The organism is Pseudomonas sp. FSL R10-0056 (genome assembly GCF_009600105.1).
In the GTDB taxonomy this organism is placed as follows: domain Bacteria; phylum Pseudomonadota; class Gammaproteobacteria; order Pseudomonadales; family Pseudomonadaceae; genus Aquipseudomonas; species Aquipseudomonas bubulae.
Genome location: NZ_WIWL01000112.1, coordinates 146,168 through 161,414 on the forward strand (window position 1 = coordinate 146,168; position 15,247 = coordinate 161,414).

The following is a 15,247-nucleotide window of genomic DNA, read 5'->3' on the forward strand; positions in this document are numbered from 1 at the left end:
AAGGAACCGAAATTTGCCCCCAATTATGCCCCCATGAGCTCTGGAATCCACTGGATTTAGACAGGCGGCAGTGGATTGATATTTCCCTCAAGTAATTGTTATTTAAGGAATTTGTGGAATGCAGTGGAACTCCATTACAAGCTATCGGGGTCCCCAAAAAAAATTTGAAAGGGCAAGCGTATGTCTGAACCTCAAAACGGGCGCGGGGCGCTCTTCACTGGCGGGCTAGCCGCCATCCTCGCCTCGGCTTGCTGCCTGGGGCCGCTGGTTCTGATCGCCCTGGGATTCAGCGGGGCCTGGATCGGTAACCTGACCGTGCTGGAACCGTACCGCCCGCTCTTCATCGGCGCGGCACTGGTGGCGCTGTTCTTCGCCTACCGGCGCATTTTCCGCCCCGCTCAAGCCTGCGCACCGGGCGAGGTCTGCGCCATCCCTCAGGTACGTACCTCCTACAAGCTGCTGTACTGGCTGGTGGCGGCCTTGGTGCTGGTCGCGCTCGGCTTCCCCTACATCCTTCCCTTGTTCTACTGATCAGGAGTTCACCATGAGAAAACTGCTCGCATCCTTAGCCCTCGCCAGCCTGGTCGCCACACCCGTCTGGGCGGCCACGCAGACCGTCACCCTGGCGGTGCCGGGCATGACCTGCGCCGCCTGCCCGATTACGGTGAAGACGGCGTTGACCAAGGTCGATGGCGTGACCAAGGCTGAGGTGAGTTTCGAGAACCGCGAGGCCATCGTCACCTTCGACGATACCAAGACCAATGCCCTGGCGCTGACTAAGGCGACCGAGGACGCTGGCTATCCGTCCAGCGTCAAGCAATAGGAGGGACTTCCGATGGCAAATCCTCTCAATCTGTTCACGCGGATCGGTGACAAAGCCGGCTCCGTCGGCGTGCTGATTTCTGCCATAGGCTGCGCCATGTGCTTTCCCGCCCTTGCTAGTCTGGGGGCCGCGTTCGGTCTGGGCTTTTTGAGCCAGTGGGAAGGCCTGTTCATCACCACGCTGCTGCCTCTGTTTGCTGGACTGGCTCTGCTCGTCAATGCCCTCGGCTGGCTCAATCATCGGCAGTGGCGACGGACTGCGCTCGGCCTGATCGGTCCTACCCTGGTACTGGCAGCGGTATTTTTTATGCGGGCTTATGGCTGGCGGAGCGGTTGGCTGCTCTATATCGGCCTGGCCCTCATGTTTGGGGTGTCGATATGGGATCTCGTGTCGCCCGCTCATCGCCGTTGTGGGCCGGATGCCTGTCCGACGCCGCCAAACCAGTGAACCTGACAAGAGACGATCTAATGAGTAACGAAATGACCGAACTGAAAATCATTGGTATGACCTGCGCCTCCTGTGTCGTGCATGTGAAAGAGGCCTTGGAGAAGATTCCGGGCGTGCATCGGGCGGATGTTTCCTACGCCAGCGGGAAGGCCGAACTGAAGGTCGACGAGGGCGCAAGCCGTGAGCAGATGCAGGCCGCTGTCGAGGCCCTGGGGTATCGAGCGGCGTTCGAAGACGCCATGGTACAAGCCCGTCCTGGCCTGCTCGATAAGGCACGGGGTTGGTTGAGCAGCACTGACGCCGGGAAAGAGGGCGACAAGCTCCACGTCGCGGTCATCGGCAGTGGTGGCGCCGCCATGGCGGCCGCGCTCAAGGCGGTGGAAGGCGGTGCCCGCGTCACCCTGATCGAGCGCGGCATCATCGGCGGCACCTGCGTCAACGTGGGCTGCGTGCCCTCCAAGATCATGATTCGTGCCGCGCATGTGGCCCATCTGCGCCGCGAGAGCCCGTTCGACGCCGGGCTTTCCGCCATGACGCCGACCGTCCTACGCGAACGTCTGCTCGCGCAGCAACAAGACCGTGTCGCCGAACTGCGCCACGCCAAGTACGAAAGCATCCTGGAGAGCACGCCGGCGATCAGCGTGCTGCGCGGCACCGCCCGTTTCCAGGACGGCCACACGCTCAGCGTGAAACTGGCCGAGGGTGGCGAGCACATCGTAGCCTTCGACCGCTGCCTGGTCGCCACCGGCGCAAGCGCGGCCGTTCCACCGATTCCAGGACTGAAAGACACGCCGTACTGGACCTCAGACCAGGCACTGGCGAGCGATACAATCCCTAAGCGGCTCGCCGTGATCGGCGCCTCCGTAGTGGCAGTGGAACTGGCGCAGGCCTTCGCCCGGCTGGGTAGCGAGGTCACGATCCTGGCACGCAGTGCGATGTTCTTCCACGAAGACCCGGCCATCGGCGCGGCGGTGACGGAGGCCTTCCGTATGGAGGGCATCGAAGTGCTGGAGCAAACGCAAGCCAGCCAGGTGTCCCACGCCAACGGCGAGTTCGTACTGGCCACCAACCATGGTGAGTTACGTGCCGACCAACTGCTCGTCGCCACCGGCCGCACGCCCAATACCCAGGGCCTGAACCTGGAAGCGGCCGACGTGCAGCTGGACGAGCGCGGCGGCATCCAGATCGACGAGCGCATGCGCACCAGCGCAGCGGATATCTATGCGGCCGGCGACTGCACCGACCAACCGCAGTTCGTCTACGTCGCGGCAGCGGCTGGCACCCGCGCGGCAATCAACATGACCGGCGGCGAGGCCAAGCTCAATCTCGACGTCATGCCGGCCGTGGTGTTCACCGATCCGCAAGTGGCCACCGTCGGCTACAGCGAAGCCGAAGCGCAGCACGCCGGGATCGAAACCGACAGCCGCACCTTGACCCTGGACAACGTGCCGCGCGCGTTGGCCAACTTCGACACGCGGGGTTTCATCAAGTTGGTTGCCGAAGCGGGCTCCGGCCGACTGCTGGGAGTGCAGGCTGTGGCCCCGGAAGCAGGAGAACTGATCCAGACGGCGGTACTCGCCATCCGCAACCGTATGACCGTGCAGGAATTGGCTGACCAGTTGTTCCCCTACCTGACGATGGTCGAGGGACTGAAACTCGCCGCACAGACCTTTAACAAAGACGTCAAACAATTGTCCTGCTGCGCAGGGTAATGAGAGAGGGAGGTTGAAACATGAGCAACACGGCAGACGATCTCGGTAGGTGCGACAGCCTACGCAAGACATGGCAGTTGGTCAGCTTCTGGGGCCTGCCTGCCGTCGTGGCGACGATAGCGATTGTTCTGTCTAATCGACGCCCCGCGTTGTTCCTGGCAGCAGGCGCCGCGCTGGCCGTGATGGGCGGCGCCTGCCTGGTCAACGCCACGCGTTGTCGCCGCCTTCACTGCTACATAACGGGGCCTCACTTCCTGTTGCTCGCAGTTGGTGCGCTATTGGCTTATGTGTTTGACCAAAACGGCGAGCATCTCTCCAGGTTGTGGCTGCTACTGGCTCTGGGAGCTGCACCGTTGCTCATCTGGCTACCTGAGCGCCTAGCCGGAAGGAAATATCTGAGCGCCCCAGTTTGCGGTGAAGGTCGGGAGTGTCGGCGATGAATGCCTACTCCATATCCAGATTGGCCGAGGACGCGGGCGTCAGTGTCCATATAGTCCGAGATTATATGCTGCGCGGCTTGCTGCACCCCGCGCGGCGCACGGAAAGCGGTTACGGCATTTTCGATGAGCGGTCCCTGGCGCGGCTGTGCTTCGTACGTGCCGCCTTTGAGTCCGGTATCGGGCTCGACGAATTGGCGCGGCTCTGTCGAGCGCTCGATGCAGACGATAGTACCGATGTGATCGGGTGTATCGACCGCTTGCTAGGGCAAATCGCGACCCGGCTGGCAGCTTTAGACGCAGTGAAAACGGAGTTGGCCGGGCTGACTCATCGTGCCATCGAAGGTCACACCCATGCGTAATACCAACCAATCCGAATCAATCAAGATGCCCCGCTGGCACGCCTACACGTGGGGTGTGCTCGCCGCGCTCACTTGCCCCTGCCATCTGCCGGTGCTGGCATTACTGCTCTCGGGGACTGCGGCCGGGGCCTTCGTCAGCGAGCATTGGAGCCTCGCGACGCTCGTGCTGACGGTTCTCTTCGTCCTCTTCCTGAGAGCGGCTCTACGGGCCTTTCGGAAGCGGGCGTGACCCGCTCGGAGCACGGCGCGGTCTCCGCTGCCGAGTTGCGGCAGGCTTGGGAGCGTTGGGAATTGTTGCTGCACTGCCAGCCGCAGGTCGATCTGCGCGCAGGTTCGATCGCAGGTGTGGAAGAGTTACTAGGTTTTCTTGGACGATGGAGAAACCCCATCATGAACGCAAACGACACCCCCACTATCAGTTGCTGCGAATGTTGCAAGGAAATTTCCCTTGACGCCGCACTGACGCCGGAAGGTACCGAGTACGTCGTGCACTTCTGTGGCCTTGAATGCTATCAGCGCTTCATATCGCGCGCGGATAAGAGAGCGGCATCCGAGCCTGATCACCCCTGCACACCAGAGGTCAGTACCCGTCACGACGACTAATCTTTGCCTCTGGAAAGTGGCTCTGGTTTTTTTTAGAAAGCGTGAGTCCATTGAGATTTAATGCAAGTCCGCTCGTGGCTAATGTAAGCCCGAAGGCTTCGTCAGTAGTTTTATCTAGGCCGATGCCCGGGAGGATGGCAGCGTGCCTACAGGGCGTCAAAACCGGCTACCCAGAGTCAAATTCACCCCACAGTACAGCGATGCTATAGAGTTACTCGTCAGTCCTGCAGCATCAGTTTTACTCTGCACCTCCATTGTATTCAGTCTGCCGGCAGCCCATTTGCACGAATAGTCTAGTCCTGATAGTCAGGAGCAAGCGCTGCCAAAGGAGCAACGTGTTTAGAACCCGCCTGCAAGCATGAACATAAAGCAGAAATATCCTCTTGAAGGGCCATCGCCTGCGCCCAAATACTGTCGACATCACTGGTAGCCACAGTGAGGGGGAAACCTTCCAGTACCGTCATGGCCATGCCATGCAGGCGTAGGAAGTCTTCTCGAATGCTGCCGACCCCTCCGATTTCAGCAAGGCAGGCATCCAGCCGGTCGACCAAGTTGAGCAACTGAGCGGTGTCGTAGCTTGCACGCAGAGAGTCGAGTACCTTGGTATCGACGTCCCCATAAGGTGTCACGCGGAACGAAGCTGGCGGGATATGCATCAGTTCGTCACCTCAACGTTGCTGTCAGACATCTGTTTCGCACGCATTGATCCCGCAGCCTGCTGGAAAATGGAATCCTTGATCCAGGGTTCCGGTGGGCGTTTGAGTTTCAGGTTGAACTCCCCAAAACGTTTGACATTGCTGGTTAGGTAGGGGCTGAGAAACGATACGTCGTCGTCAGTGAACTGCCAGCCATCACGGGCGAGCTTCTGCAGGATGCGCATCATGTCCACGGTGTTCTGCAGGATCACCGACGAGGCCACCATGTCGTTGTAGCGCAGGCGTTTCTGTTGCTCGTCCGGATCGTTTTCGGCGATCACGTCACCGCCAAAGGACAGCCACTTAGAGAAGCCGTTGTAGGACTCGATCTTATTGGTGTTGGCGGTGACTTCCTGGCGCAACTCGCGGCTGCCGATCCAGTTGAGTAGGAAGATCGTCCGGATCACGCTGCCCAGCGCTTGCGCGGCATGATAGAGCTTGTTGCGCCGACTGTAGGAGCCAAGTTTGCGCAGCAGCATAGGTGAGGAAATCTTGCCGGCCTGGATTGACAACGCGACCTGCATCAGATCCTGCCAGTGGGTTTCGATCAGGTGCCAGTCGGCGGTGTCGGTGAACAGACGGTTGATGTGTTTATACGAAACGCCGCGATCTGGCCGGCACATCACCAGGTCGCGCCAGTTGCGGATACGCGGCATCAGATTGATGCCCAGCAGATGAGTGAAGGCGAACACCGTGGCCGACTGGCCCTGGGTGTCAGAGTACACCGTATCGGGTTCGACGCTGAGGTCGACCTTGAGCAACCCCTCAATCACATAGATTGCCTCCCAGATACCAGGCGGGATGAAGTGCTGGAACACCGCGATGTAGTTATTGGCCACGTGTCGGTACGCCACGGCCCCCATCTTGCGATAGCGGAAGTGGTAGCCGGCCAGCAGATTGTCGTCATAGAAGTCGAACTGCGTACCGTCCGCGGCCACCGCCTTGCCATCGCCCCAGAGCTTGGGCAGGTCAAGTTGCAGATAGAGTTCCACCAGCTCGCGGTTAGCCTTGTCTAACTTCTCAAGCGAGAGATGGCGGCGATTCGTATAGGACAGCATGTGCGGCGTGACATTACCGGCCAGATGCCGTGCGGCCTGGTTGGGGCCAAGGTTGCAGCCCATGGCGAAGATCGTCATCAGGTAGCGCTCGGCCGGTTCTTTGAGCTTTGGCTCGTTGCCGGACATCGGCCCGAAATGCCGAGTGAACTGAATCCAATGCTCAATGTTGGCCATGATGTCGAGCACGTGCCTGGCCGGCATGCGCTGCATAAGCGCCGTCTGTAGCGAGATGGCCGAAGGCGGGATGTCCCGCGCTATCACTCGGCGTAGCACCGGTTCGCCGGCTTCATTGATCGATACGTCACCTCGGCAAGAAGGGAATTTTTCATCCAGATGCTGCGCGGTTTCCTCCAGCTGAATCTTGAGGGAGGCGACAAACTCCTTCGCCGTGCCAGGCAGCCCCACCTTTTCGCAGTAGGCCGGTAGACGATGGAAACATTCTTCCCAGGGCAGCAACTGCTTACGGTAGTCGGCGAAAGATTCCGACCCCAGCACGCACATATCACCCGAGCGCAGCTCACTGGCCAGGTAAGAGAACACGCAGACTTCCAGATAGCGCCGGTTGGTAGGTGGCCCTTCACTGGCAGGACGACGCACGACCTTAACCCAGCGCTCCGACGCAAACGACAAGTCGACATGCTCGTCGATCCACTCGCGGTGTAGATTTTCGCTGTCCTGGATGAGCTGAAGCGCCTGGATAAGTGAGCGATCCTGAGTCGTGGGTTCCAGTTGAAGAAGGTGGCTCAGACGGAACAACAGCGAGCGATGGGACTTGAAGTGCTTCCAGATCAGCGGCAGGTAGTTGTTACCGCCCGTAGCCTGGACTTCGGCGCAAGTCTCGCGCAACCGATCCAGGTTGCCATCGGGAGAGAGGAATTCCCGGATCAGACTGCCAGCCTCCTGGTCATCCGGTTCCTGAACAAGAATCTGCACCACGCCATCCAGGGTGGCCGCCAGTTGCTCCAGCTTCTGGCGTTGCCGCGCCTGGATTTGCTCCAACTCCTCCTTGGCGCGTTTGTGGATCGTCGAAATCCGTCGGATGAACATCTCGGCCAGGTGATCCCGAGTTCGCACCCGCATCCGATAGATCAAGGCCAGCATCAGTGTGTAGCGTTTCGGCAGCGAGCAGTCCTTCAGCTCGGCGACGTCCGACGCGGCGGCTTGGGTGGCGAAGTGGCGGATCTTAGCATCGATGACCCCCTCAAGAATGGCATCCAGATCTCCGAAGCTCTCTAACCACGCCAGGTGGTCGATCAACACCTCCAGGTGCTTGCGGGAAGGCTTCTTGGGTGCCTGCTTGAGTGCGTTGAAGTCACTCTGCCGACGCCCGAAATCCGTGTCGAGCAGCTCCTTTAGCTTGTAGATCACCTCGATTGGCGCTCGGAGCACGATCAGGTTGAAGGTAACTTCCTGAGCACTCGCCAAAGCGGTTTCTGCGATGTTGTTGAGCGTCGAATAAGCCGGAAGCTCATAGCCACGCTGAATCAGCTCATCAAGCATGGCATTAATGAGATCGACTCGCTGCTCAAGCACTACAGCGCAGTCACGTGCGATTTCCTCAGTGATCGCTAGCCCGTCGCTGCTATAGAAGGGTGTAACCTGCAGGTACTGCCGAACCGCCGCTTGGTGTCGGTAAAGGGTGCGGGGGTTGCTGTAGCGCGGAGCTATTCGTGCGCCGTAGCGAAGGCATTGTCGGACATGACTGATGAGCTCCTGAGGAAGCTCCTCGAACGGAACAAAATAGTGTAGCTGCTGAAACACCTTTAGTTGGATTGCCAGCCCAATCGATAGCGCTGGACTCTTAGCGGTGTTATTGACCCATTCGATCTCTGAATCAGACAGGGAATAGCATCGATGCAGCTCCTTAGCTGGCAACTGACTGGGCAAGAGCGGGTAGGCTGTCCTTTCCACCGAAGCCATTGAGTTCATCCCCCAAGTAAGGCAAAACATCAGCATAGACGGCTAGTCAGGCGGGGGATGACCAGCAATCAAGAACTCAATAAATTTCCTTTTAGTTCAATATCTTGCAGAACGAATGTCCTAATTTTTGCCTTATCTCGGCATAACCCCGATCATCGACATCTACCCGTTGTTGATGGCCAGCCTGCTGATTCCCATGGGCACGCTTGCGGACAGGGTCGGCCATCGCCGAATGCTGCTGGCCGGGCTGGGTATCTTCTGCGCAGGTTCGGTATTGGCCGCCTTTTCTCCCAATGTCGGATCGTTGATCGGGGCACGGGCGTTCATGGCCTTCGGCGGCGCCATGGTCATGCCCAGCGTCCTCGCGATTATTCGACAAACCTTTGAAGATCAGAGCGATCAAGCAGTAGCGCTGGGTATCTGGGGCGCTGTTGCCTCCACCGGAGCCGCCATCGGGCCCTTGGTCGGTGGTGCATTGCTTGAGCATTTCTGGTGGGGGTCGGTGTTCCTGATCAATGTGCCCGTGATGCTGCTGGTCATACCCTTGGTGATCGCCTACATCCCGCGACGAAGTGTGGTCGGCGATGGAAACTGGACCATCGGACAGTCCTTGATTCTGATCCTGGGTGTCATGGCAAGTGTTTACGCCCTCAAATCGGGCTTCAAAACCAACAACTCTGTTTTCGTAACCGGTGCCTGTTTTGTCTTCGGAGCACTGATGCTTGTCTGGTTTGTACGCAAGCAGCTTCACACCACGACCCCGATGCTGGATCTGAGCCTTTTTTCCATTCCGGCGGTCAGCACCGGTATCGTCATGGCCCTGGTAACCATGGGTGCGCTTGCCGGGTTCGAATTGCTGCTGGCTCAAGAACTGCAGTTCGTCATGGGGCGTACCCCCCTGGAGGCCGGTATTTTCATGATGCCGCTGATGATTGCGGCTGCAATCGGTGGGCCTCTTGCCGGGGTCATCCTGAAGGCGATTGGCCTGCGGTGGGTTGCGAGTTGCTCGTTGCTGGTGTCAGCGGCAAGTCTGGTCGGGTTGGCCCAGATACACCTGGGCAGCGGCGGGGTAGCCGTTATTGTGATGCTGGTGGCACTGGGGCTTTCCCTGAGCATTGGTTTGACCGCCTCGTCAGTGGCGATCATGAACAGTATTCCAATGGAGAAAGCGGGCTCTGCCGGAGCCCTTGAGGCCACGAGTTACGACCTTGGCACCGGATTGGGCATAACCGTTTTCGGTATTCTTCTCGTATCCACCTATGAAAAATCCATACAGCTGCCTGACGGCATTCCATCTGCCATGGCCGAGACAGCCGTCCGGTCTATTGGTGAAACGATGATTGCGGCCAAAACACTTGGAGGCATTCAAGGCCAGCAGCTTGCTGCAGCCGGGCAAAAAACTTTTAGTGCCTCCCACAGCATGGTTTTACTGACGGCGGCTGCACTGGTCGGCGCATTGAGTCTGTTGGTCTGGTTTGTGTTGAAGCACCACAAAAGCAAATAGGGTCATGCCCGTGCAGGCAGTTGAAAAACTTGCCTGCACGGGAACAAAAGCTCTTCTGTTTACTCAGGTCGGCAATTGGGTGATCTCCCGAGTGTGCCAGCAAATCGCCGATTGGCAGCGGGCAGGTGAGGAGGGCATTCAAGTGACGGTCAACGTCTCCTGCCAGCAGACAGCTGATGAGACCTTCTCTAGATTCTCAGGTGACGAATGAGATTAATTTGACGACTCCCAGTTCGAATCTGAAAAGCCAATCAATAACGGGTTGTGCCAAATTACAATAGCTGTAGCTGCAGTTAAATTGCTGTATTGCTGGCGTCAAGTGATAGTGAGTTTGTACGAATAAGGGAGTGACCAGCAAAGCAATAGCAACACCCGCCACTGCATAAACCCTTGTCTTTAGCCAGCTACCACCAGCCAATCCAAATACTTCACCTATGAAAACCAAGATGCTTAAGATCAGACTAAAAATGGTCGTGGCCAACACAACAGGTACAACGACAGTATTATTTACTCTTCGCAAATCGTAGTGGGCAGTATCAAATTTCCTTACAAAGCCTTCATACATCCAGTTATCTTTGGGCAGCCCCCATGGTTGCTGCTTGACTTGCGCGTCAACTGCATCATTGAAGTACAGTGCCATAAGGTCTTTGCCTCTGGTCTTGTCCCCTGTCACGAAAAGGGGATCCTCAACCAAATAAAACATATTGACACTGAATAGCTTCGACTCAATTGTTCGAATGTTATCGCCGGAATATTCAGGGATGAGTACGTTTTTATAGCCGTTATCGCGCCACGCAAGACGCTGCACATAATAGGTGGAAATAGCGCGCTTGGTGGCGGCGGGGTACTTCTCAACCAAAGAAGTGCCAATATGAAATACCACAGCATTCTGGACGTTCCCCAAAACAAATCCAGATATTATGGCGGTAGCGATGATTGAACACAGGGTCTTTTCCAAATTAAACTCTAATTTAGACGCTACATATGCGGCAATCACAGCGCCAAGAATCGAAAAGGTAACAAAGCCACCCAAGTCTGATTTCTTGGACACTGACTGGCTCCAGTCATACATCCTTAGACTGAGCAACTCCTCGACGCCAGAGACAGCAGAGTGATCGCTAAGTGTGTGGATCAAGTGCAAATTAATAAGCATACCGAAAAGTGCAGCAACTGAAATTATAATTTTAGGCAGGGTTTTGATCATGCAATCTCAATCCTTAGTGATCGACTTGACTAGCGTGCTTATGGGTTTAGTGATTCTAGCAAGAATTGGCAGGTTTAATGGCGCTGTCGCGCTATCTCGATGACGGCGGCGTACCTATTTTGAAGGACGTCCTCATGCGCCTGTCGACTCAGCGGGCAAGTGAGATTGCGGAGCTGCTGCCGCATCAAAGGGTGCCCCGATATTTTATCGGGCTGAAACGAGTGGAGTTTGCTGTATCGGCAATGTCATCGTTGCCCAAGAGGCACGAGGTAAAGGTGTGGCGACCTTCATCGTGGAGACGATGACTGCTCTGGCGTTCGACCGCTATGACGCCACAGAGGTGCAGATCTCGTGCTTCAATGAAAATACAGCAGGCTTGCTGCTATATCCAAAACTAGGCTTCTTGCCCTTTGCTGTCGAAGAGAGAAGTTCTCTGGATAGTCGTAGATCAGCACTCATCCATATGACCCGCAGCAGAGCGGCCCGACCATAGCCTCACCTTGAAAGCCCGGTTAATGCGGCTGCTTTAGGTATTCAGCTCCCAACAGTCTCAATTGTGAGGCTCGGGGGGCTCTAGAGAATCTGCGGCTATTCAACGCCAGAATCGACTCGAAGTGGCAGACCAAGATGACGCCATCCAAATGAGCGTCTCGACTTTGGGCATAGGTATAGAAAGCCTGGATCGCAGGCAGATGTGCCGCCGCCGATGGTAAGCGAGGTGCCTGAGTTTGAGTTGGATGTAGATGAACAGAACGTGTCGGAACACGCTGACCTGAAGAAAAGCGGCAGTGAATCAGCTTCATCGGCAGCCACCTCATCGAAGTCTATGGTCCGTTGGGAGAGTGGACGTCAAAAGCGGATTCGTCGATTCAGTACCTTATGAACTTCATGAACATGATTTAACATAATATACATTATGCGAAACAGCGTATTGGAATGTCAGGGCCAGTGGAGGCTGCTTTTCAACAGGCAGACTGGCATTATCGACCTCTGAACATCTTGGGATCAAAACCATGAACCGTGTACCAGGTACTGAAAACCAACGCTGAACTGTGATCTGCCAAGACGCTGCCGATGGCACTGGCACTGGCACTGGCACTGGCGACAAGATCGTGCCGTTGCCCGATGGTTTGCTCAGCGAACTCGACATTGTTATGGGTGACACGCTGACCGTTAAAAAACAGCCTGACGGAACAATAACGCTAACGCCAATTTGAACCAGGTCAAAGCTATTGCTATGACCTGGAAAGCCAGCACTCAGCGAATACTAGACAATCATCAAGGATAATCATTGCCACCGTTTGGGAAACGGCATCGGTGAATACGGTTCAGTGCCATCTTCCATCCGCGCAATGCACCGTGCTTTTCGATTGCTAACAATGCGTAATTTGAACAGCTTGGCTCAAACCTGCAGGCGTCTCTAAGTCGGCTAGGCCCGATATGCTGATAGAGCTTAATGGAGCGAACGGAAAGCCAGGAAATCACCGTGGTTTTCGGAAAGAAATGACGTAATAGCTGGCCATAGAATCTTTTTTGCCTTTAAGTGCATCAAAGCAACCGGCCTTAACTGACACACCAATCGAGTCAATTCGGTAAAATTCCCAACCCTCGGAAGCGTACTCATTGACGACCGTTTCCAAGTAGACAGCGGCCTCATTACCACGGTGTTTGTTCGCCTGAACCTCAATGTTCGGCGGAACTTGGACCATTTTATACACGTACATCGCACTATCCTTGCGTCAGGGCTTGATTTGCACCTTGCTGGCCATACAGATCCGGCAAAATGAACTCAATAGTAGCGATTTGACAGCGGGAATCTAGCTCATAATTTCTACTGAATAGGCATAGACTTGTACAGCGTTGACTCTCTGGGTGCTCATATATACCCAATAATTATAACTATACTAAATGGTTGTTTAGTTTAGTTATAATAGGAGTTTTTGAATATCCGAACAAAACGCCCGTCCCGCCCGGTAAGTATCCCTCTGAAACCTGGCTGGCAAATCGACCTGATGCCCAGACCGAACAACGGCGAATCAAGCCGGTTCGAGCATTTATCCTCCCCCTGCTTACCCCTCCGGACTGCTACTGCCGCATGGTGAAATGCCCGCTCCGACAGGCTCAGCGGATCAGGACTACCCTCCACTCGCCCGGATTTACGACTGGCTCCACTCTTAAGCCTGCCTAGACCTCATGCCCGAAAGGCTTCAACTGCTGCTCAAACACCGCTACACCGTCCAGGTCGCGAAGGGTTACCGTGAGACTCTTGTCACGAGCATCAATGTTGACCTCGCCGAAGAACTGCAGCCCTGCCAGGGGCGAGATGTTCGGTTCAGTCGGTGCCTTCTCGAAGACCACCTGCGGGCCAAAGGTCATGTCCAGAGCACAAGACGGAAAACTGCCCGCATTTAAAGGTCCGGCGACAAATTCCCAGAACGGCTCAAATTGCTGGAACGCTGCTCGATCAGGATGATAGTGGTGAGCTGCACAGTAGTGCACATCGGCAGTTAGCCACACAACATCACGGACCTGTCGTTGGCGCAGGAAATCCAGTAACTCGCCAATCTCCATTTCTCGTCCCAACGGTTTGCCATTGTCGCCGTTGGCTATTGCCTCCCAGCGCGGTACTCCGGGCGACATTTCGCCATCCGCCACGGCCAGGCTAAGCGGCATATCGGCAGCGATCACTTTCCACTGGGCCGTTGAATGTGCCAGCGCCTGCTTGAGCCAGTCGAGTTGCGTACGCCCGAGAAACGCCGTCTGTGGGCCCGGGACAGCGGACAAGTTGGCGTCATTGCTCCCTCGGTAACTGCGCATGTCCAGCACAAAGAGCTCCAGTAAAGGTCCATAAGGGAGGCTCCGGTAGATGCGACCGCCCTTATCGCCAGGCTGAGGACGCATCGGGGAGTACTCGAGCCAGGCTTGCCGTGCCGGACCGAGCAGATCCCTGATGGCGGCACTGCCATAGCGTGAGTCAAGCTGTTTGCCTGACGACCAGTTGTTGGTCGTTTCATGGTCGTCCCACTGCCATATCTGCGGCACCTCGGCATTAAACCGCCGCACGTTCTCGTCCATCAGGTTGTATCGGTAGTTACCCCGGAAGTCGTCGACAGTCACCGCGACATGGCTTTTGGCTTCAGTGGTCAGGTTGCGCCAGACGCGACCATTTTCCACGACCTGTTGGGCCGGAACCGGGCCGTCTGCGTAGATAGTGTCGCCACTGTGCAAGAAAAAATCCGGCAAGCGTCGACGCATGGCGTCGTAGATGCGCATGCCGCCTATGTCAGGGTTGATGCCGAACCCTTGACCGACCGTATCACCACTCCATACAAAACGAATGTCCCGCGGCTGCCCTGGCACACTGCGCAGGTGCCCGAACCACGGTTCGCCCGCTGTTCCGGTGCGGGCGTCCTCGAACCAGGCGCGATAAAAGATGGATTGATCGGCGGGCAGCCCTCTGAGTTCCACCCGGGCGGTGTAGTCAGTGCCTGCATGTGCCTGCGCCGAAGCGGCGCGCCGGGGCTGAGCAAAAGTGCTGGTGGTGTCCCACTCAACCACCAGTTTGGCTGGCCGGTCACTACGGCTCCAGACCATCGCGCGGTCACCCAGTAGATCCCCGGATTGCACGCCATCTGTCATCTGGGGCCTGTCCTGGACATTCGCCAGAATAGCCGGCGCGAGGCTGGGCAACACAAGTCCCGCAGAAAGCGTTTGGATCAGGCTGCGACGGCGGACTGGAAACTGTGACATGGATGATCTTCTCGAGTGGAAGGAGTCACTATTTAAGCCCCTGCCAATGACAGCCATGTTTCAGAGCAGCACAGCCACGTGCCGGCTATGCTGGATGTCTGATGGCACTTTCAGGCAGTGCAGATTGCCAAGGCGGTTGCACTGCCCCTCTGTGTTTGGCTGTTGATCTTGAGGGACGCACCATGATCCGCCCCACTGAGCAAGGCCCGATCAATGCTTGCGATGCAGCGCAGAGAACCCGCCCCAGCAACTACCCCGAGCCCTTCGCGTCCCTGATGCAGGGCCGCACCAAACGGCCTCTGGGTGATCTGTTCAACTTGAAGAATTTTGGCGTCAACCTTGTACACCTGCCGCCAGGCAGTCTCTCCGCCCTTCATCACTCGCACTCATTACAGGACGAATTTATCTATGTCCTGGAGGGTCATCCGACCTTGTTCAGAGGTGATGAAAGCGTGCAACTGGCTCCGGGGATGATTGCGGGCTTCCCCGCCAAAGGGCTTGCCCACCATCTGGAGAATAAAACTGACACCCTCTGCGTGGTTCTTGAAGTAGGCGACCGTAGTGTCGGAGATAGCGTGACTTACCCGTCAGACGATATACAGGCGGTGACGGCAGTCGACGGCACATGGCACTTCGTCCATAAAGATGGCAGCCCCTATGGCTGAAGGGCATCTGCGCGCCCTTTGCCCTCCCCCTGACATCCCCTCTTATCGGACTCTCGACACTGACAAT

Annotated in this window: 17 protein-coding genes and 1 pseudogene; 12 read left to right on the plus strand and 6 right to left on the minus strand. The window is 56.7% G+C overall.

Translation table 11 applies throughout. The annotated features are described in order from the left end of the window. Positions 1 to 180 precede the first annotated feature (180 nt). The 8 genes from merT to GHO42_RS06215 all read left to right on the plus strand — a co-directional run bounded on the left by merT (position 181) and on the right by GHO42_RS06215 (position 4,384). The gene (merT, locus tag GHO42_RS06180) at positions 181 to 531 is read left to right on the plus strand and encodes a mercuric ion transporter MerT (protein WP_023102385.1); all 351 of its coding nucleotides are present in this window, start codon (positions 181 to 183) and stop codon (positions 529 to 531) included. Between the two features lie 13 nt (positions 532 to 544). Next, positions 545 to 823, plus strand: coding sequence for a mercury resistance system periplasmic binding protein MerP (gene merP, locus GHO42_RS06185; protein ID WP_003131880.1), 279 nt, complete (start codon positions 545 to 547; stop codon positions 821 to 823). A gap of 12 nt (positions 824 to 835) precedes the next feature. Continuing rightward, a complete protein-coding gene (merC, locus tag GHO42_RS06190; RefSeq protein WP_003131881.1) occupies positions 836 to 1,270 on the plus strand; it encodes an organomercurial transporter MerC in 435 nt (144 codons plus the stop codon). 32 nt (positions 1,271 to 1,302) lie between these two features. After that, positions 1,303 to 2,982, plus strand: coding sequence for a mercury(II) reductase (gene merA / locus GHO42_RS06195; RefSeq protein WP_031633059.1), 1,680 nt, complete (start codon positions 1,303 to 1,305; stop codon positions 2,980 to 2,982). Between the two features lie 20 nt (positions 2,983 to 3,002). Beyond that, the gene (locus GHO42_RS06200) at positions 3,003 to 3,422 is read left to right on the plus strand and encodes a hypothetical protein (RefSeq protein ID WP_017849615.1); all 420 of its coding nucleotides are present in this window, start codon (positions 3,003 to 3,005) and stop codon (positions 3,420 to 3,422) included. Beyond that, positions 3,419 to 3,781, plus strand: coding sequence for a mercuric resistance transcriptional repressor MerD (gene merD / locus GHO42_RS06205; RefSeq protein ID WP_017849614.1), 363 nt, complete (start codon positions 3,419 to 3,421; stop codon positions 3,779 to 3,781). The genes GHO42_RS06200 and merD overlap by 4 nt, the downstream gene beginning before the upstream one ends. Further along, positions 3,774 to 4,010: a broad-spectrum mercury transporter MerE gene (merE, locus tag GHO42_RS06210; RefSeq protein ID WP_017849613.1), complete on the plus strand. Its 237-nt coding sequence runs from the start codon at positions 3,774 to 3,776 to the stop codon at positions 4,008 to 4,010. Before merD ends, merE begins: the two co-directional genes overlap by 8 nt. Before the next feature lie 161 nt (positions 4,011 to 4,171). Continuing rightward, a complete protein-coding gene (locus tag GHO42_RS06215; RefSeq protein ID WP_032805095.1) occupies positions 4,172 to 4,384 on the plus strand; it encodes a DUF3330 domain-containing protein in 213 nt (70 codons plus the stop codon). Between the two features lie 293 nt (positions 4,385 to 4,677). On the opposite strand, the gene tnpC is transcribed toward GHO42_RS06215, so the two are convergent. Both tnpC and GHO42_RS06225 read right to left on the minus strand, forming a co-directional pair. Beyond that, a complete protein-coding gene (gene tnpC, locus GHO42_RS06220; protein ID WP_017849612.1) occupies positions 4,678 to 5,040 on the minus strand; it encodes a Tn3 family transposase post-transcriptional regulator TnpC in 363 nt (120 codons plus the stop codon). Then, a complete protein-coding gene (locus GHO42_RS06225) occupies positions 5,040 to 8,057 on the minus strand; it encodes a Tn3 family transposase (protein ID WP_033992796.1) in 3,018 nt (1,005 codons plus the stop codon). The genes tnpC and GHO42_RS06225 overlap by 1 nt, the downstream gene beginning before the upstream one ends. Before the next feature lie 172 nt (positions 8,058 to 8,229). Between GHO42_RS06225 and GHO42_RS06230 the strand changes: the two genes are divergently transcribed. Then, entirely contained in the window at positions 8,230 to 9,561 is a 1,332-nt protein-coding gene (locus GHO42_RS06230; RefSeq protein WP_256670485.1) for an MFS transporter, read from the plus strand. A gap of 4 nt (positions 9,562 to 9,565) precedes the next feature. Further along, the gene (locus tag GHO42_RS06235; RefSeq protein WP_095024668.1) at positions 9,566 to 9,772 is read left to right on the plus strand and encodes an EAL domain-containing protein; all 207 of its coding nucleotides are present in this window, start codon (positions 9,566 to 9,568) and stop codon (positions 9,770 to 9,772) included. On the opposite strand, the gene GHO42_RS06240 is transcribed toward GHO42_RS06235, so the two are convergent. After that, on the minus strand, positions 9,758 to 10,765 hold the full coding sequence (locus tag GHO42_RS06240) for a hypothetical protein (RefSeq protein ID WP_095032298.1): 1,008 nt from the start codon (positions 10,763 to 10,765) through the stop codon (positions 9,758 to 9,760). The genes GHO42_RS06235 and GHO42_RS06240 overlap by 15 nt on opposite strands. Before the next feature lie 202 nt (positions 10,766 to 10,967). Here GHO42_RS06240 and GHO42_RS06250 point away from each other — a divergent pair. Next, a pseudogene (locus GHO42_RS06250) lies at positions 10,968 to 11,258 on the plus strand (GNAT family N-acetyltransferase); the annotation flags it as partial. Positions 11,259 to 12,043: 785 nt separating this feature from the next. Here the strand turns inward: GHO42_RS06250 and yidD are convergent. From yidD to GHO42_RS06265, 3 genes are all read right to left on the minus strand, one after another. Beyond that, positions 12,044 to 12,250, minus strand: a complete 207-nt coding sequence (gene yidD / locus GHO42_RS06255; protein ID WP_198417386.1) for a membrane protein insertion efficiency factor YidD — start codon at positions 12,248 to 12,250, stop codon at positions 12,044 to 12,046. Continuing rightward, entirely contained in the window at positions 12,247 to 12,489 is a 243-nt protein-coding gene (locus GHO42_RS06260; protein WP_095023389.1) for a DUF4177 domain-containing protein, read from the minus strand. Before GHO42_RS06260 ends, yidD begins: the two co-directional genes overlap by 4 nt. A gap of 460 nt (positions 12,490 to 12,949) precedes the next feature. Next, entirely contained in the window at positions 12,950 to 14,515 is a 1,566-nt protein-coding gene (locus GHO42_RS06265) for an alkaline phosphatase (protein ID WP_138737978.1), read from the minus strand. A gap of 182 nt (positions 14,516 to 14,697) precedes the next feature. Here GHO42_RS06265 and GHO42_RS06270 point away from each other — a divergent pair, with 182 nt between their 5' ends. Continuing rightward, the gene (locus GHO42_RS06270; RefSeq protein ID WP_095019149.1) at positions 14,698 to 15,180 is read left to right on the plus strand and encodes a cupin domain-containing protein; all 483 of its coding nucleotides are present in this window, start codon (positions 14,698 to 14,700) and stop codon (positions 15,178 to 15,180) included. The last annotated feature ends 67 nt before the right edge of the window (positions 15,181 to 15,247 follow it).

Excerpts from the sequence above, each read along its gene's own strand:
- merT (WP_023102385.1), top strand. The coding sequence starts at position 181 with ATGTCTGAACCTCAAAACGGGCGCGGGGCGCTCTTCACTGGCGGGCTA.
- merP (WP_003131880.1), top strand. The coding sequence starts at position 545 with ATGAGAAAACTGCTCGCATCCTTAGCCCTCGCCAGCCTGGTCGCCACA.
- merC (WP_003131881.1), top strand. The coding sequence starts at position 836 with ATGGCAAATCCTCTCAATCTGTTCACGCGGATCGGTGACAAAGCCGGC.
- merA (WP_031633059.1), top strand. The coding sequence starts at position 1,303 with ATGACCGAACTGAAAATCATTGGTATGACCTGCGCCTCCTGTGTCGTG.
- GHO42_RS06200 (WP_017849615.1), top strand. The coding sequence starts at position 3,003 with ATGAGCAACACGGCAGACGATCTCGGTAGGTGCGACAGCCTACGCAAG.
- merD (WP_017849614.1), top strand. The coding sequence starts at position 3,419 with ATGAATGCCTACTCCATATCCAGATTGGCCGAGGACGCGGGCGTCAGT.
- merE (WP_017849613.1), top strand. The coding sequence starts at position 3,774 with ATGCGTAATACCAACCAATCCGAATCAATCAAGATGCCCCGCTGGCAC.
- GHO42_RS06215 (WP_032805095.1), top strand. The coding sequence starts at position 4,172 with ATGAACGCAAACGACACCCCCACTATCAGTTGCTGCGAATGTTGCAAG.
- tnpC (WP_017849612.1), bottom strand. The coding sequence starts at position 5,040 with ATGCATATCCCGCCAGCTTCGTTCCGCGTGACACCTTATGGGGACGTC.
- GHO42_RS06225 (WP_033992796.1), bottom strand. The coding sequence starts at position 8,057 with ATGGCTTCGGTGGAAAGGACAGCCTACCCGCTCTTGCCCAGTCAGTTG.
- GHO42_RS06235 (WP_095024668.1), top strand. The coding sequence starts at position 9,566 with ATGCCCGTGCAGGCAGTTGAAAAACTTGCCTGCACGGGAACAAAAGCT.
- GHO42_RS06240 (WP_095032298.1), bottom strand. The coding sequence starts at position 10,765 with ATGATCAAAACCCTGCCTAAAATTATAATTTCAGTTGCTGCACTTTTC.
- GHO42_RS06260 (WP_095023389.1), bottom strand. The coding sequence starts at position 12,489 with ATGTACGTGTATAAAATGGTCCAAGTTCCGCCGAACATTGAGGTTCAG.
- GHO42_RS06265 (WP_138737978.1), bottom strand. The coding sequence starts at position 14,515 with ATGTCACAGTTTCCAGTCCGCCGTCGCAGCCTGATCCAAACGCTTTCT.
- GHO42_RS06270 (WP_095019149.1), top strand. The coding sequence starts at position 14,698 with ATGATCCGCCCCACTGAGCAAGGCCCGATCAATGCTTGCGATGCAGCG.